Below are 1,253 nucleotides of genomic sequence, written 5' to 3'. Positions count from 1 at the left end.
CTCAGGCATCCCCTCATTTTGAGATGACGTAGGGCGGGAAAGATGATTCTGCATTTCCGTTCGAACGGAGAGCAGAGTCAGATGAACGGCAAGGCGGAGTTTTCTTCTGAAGCGGTGCATTCCTTTGTTGACGAACTTTTTGGCGAGGGCCTGCACGCGAAGCGGGTAACGTCGCTGGCGAAGGCGACGGTTGGCACGCTGCAGGCGTCGTCGCTGGCGGTGAGCGCGATTGGCCACGGTCTTGCGCTGGCCGAAGGAGGGCTCTCGCGTCATGCGATCAAGCAGGTCGACCGGATGCTGTCGAACGACGGGATCGAAGTCGACGCGCTGATGGCCGACTGGGCCGACTATTGTCTTGGTAGCCGCACCGATATCGTCGTCGCCATGGACTGGACCGACTTCGATGCCGACGGGCACTCGACCCTGATGCTGTCGCTGCTTACCGAACATGGCCGGGCGACGCCACTCCTGTGGTTGACGGTACGCAAGGCGGAGCTGAAAGCGCGGCGCAATCAGTATGAATACTGGATCGTGACCCGGCTTGCCGAGCTGTTGCCAACAGAAGTGAAGGTGCTGCTCGTCGCCGATCGCGGCTTTGGCGACGCCAAGCTCTACGGCGTCCTAAAGGACGAGCTGCACTTCGACTATGTCATCCGCTTTCGCGGCAACATCCAGGTGACGACCGGCGGTGAGAGCCGTCCGGCGAAGGAGTGGATCGGCCCCTCGGGACGTGCCAGGCTGCTGCGCGAGGCGACAGTCACGGCGCAGGGATGCCCCGTCGGTGCGGTCGTGTGCGTCCACGCCAAGGACATGAAAGAGCCATGGTGCCTCGCAACCAGCCTGACCAAGGTGACGGCAAAGATCCTCATTGATCTTTACTCCCGGCGCTGGGGCATCGAATGCGCGTTTCGCGATGCCAAGGATTGGCGGTTCGGGATGGGCATGTCGGCAACCCGCGTCTCCACGCCCGCTCGGCGCGACAGGCTGTGGTTGATCGCCGCTCTTGCCATTGTGCTCCTAACCCTGCTGGGCGCTGCCGGAGAGGCCATCGGCTACGACCGCCATCTGCGCACGAGCACGACATCGCGACGCGTGCATTCACTCTTCCGGCAGGGCGTGATGTACTATCAACTGATCCCCAACATGCCCGAGGAAAGATTACGCCCTCTCATCCTACAGTTCGAGACGCTCTTCCGCGACCATCAAATCCTCAAACGTACTTTCGGGATCATTTGAATGAGGGGATTCCTGAG

General features: G+C 61.1%; 1 protein-coding gene. It reads left to right on the top strand.

Annotated elements, in window-relative coordinates; translation table 11 throughout:
- The first annotated feature begins 81 nt into the window (after positions 1-81).
- A complete protein-coding gene (locus EQW76_RS28675) occupies positions 82-1,236 on the top strand; it encodes an IS4 family transposase (protein ID WP_142832625.1) in 1,155 nt (384 codons plus the stop codon).
- Positions 1,237-1,253: the final 17 nt, after the last annotated feature.

It is taken from the genome of Rhizobium sp. rho-13.1, assembly GCF_007000305.1.
GTDB classification, from domain to species: Bacteria; Pseudomonadota; Alphaproteobacteria; order Rhizobiales; family Rhizobiaceae; genus Rhizobium; species Rhizobium rhododendri.
This window is presented reverse-complemented; position numbering and strand designations above follow the sequence as displayed.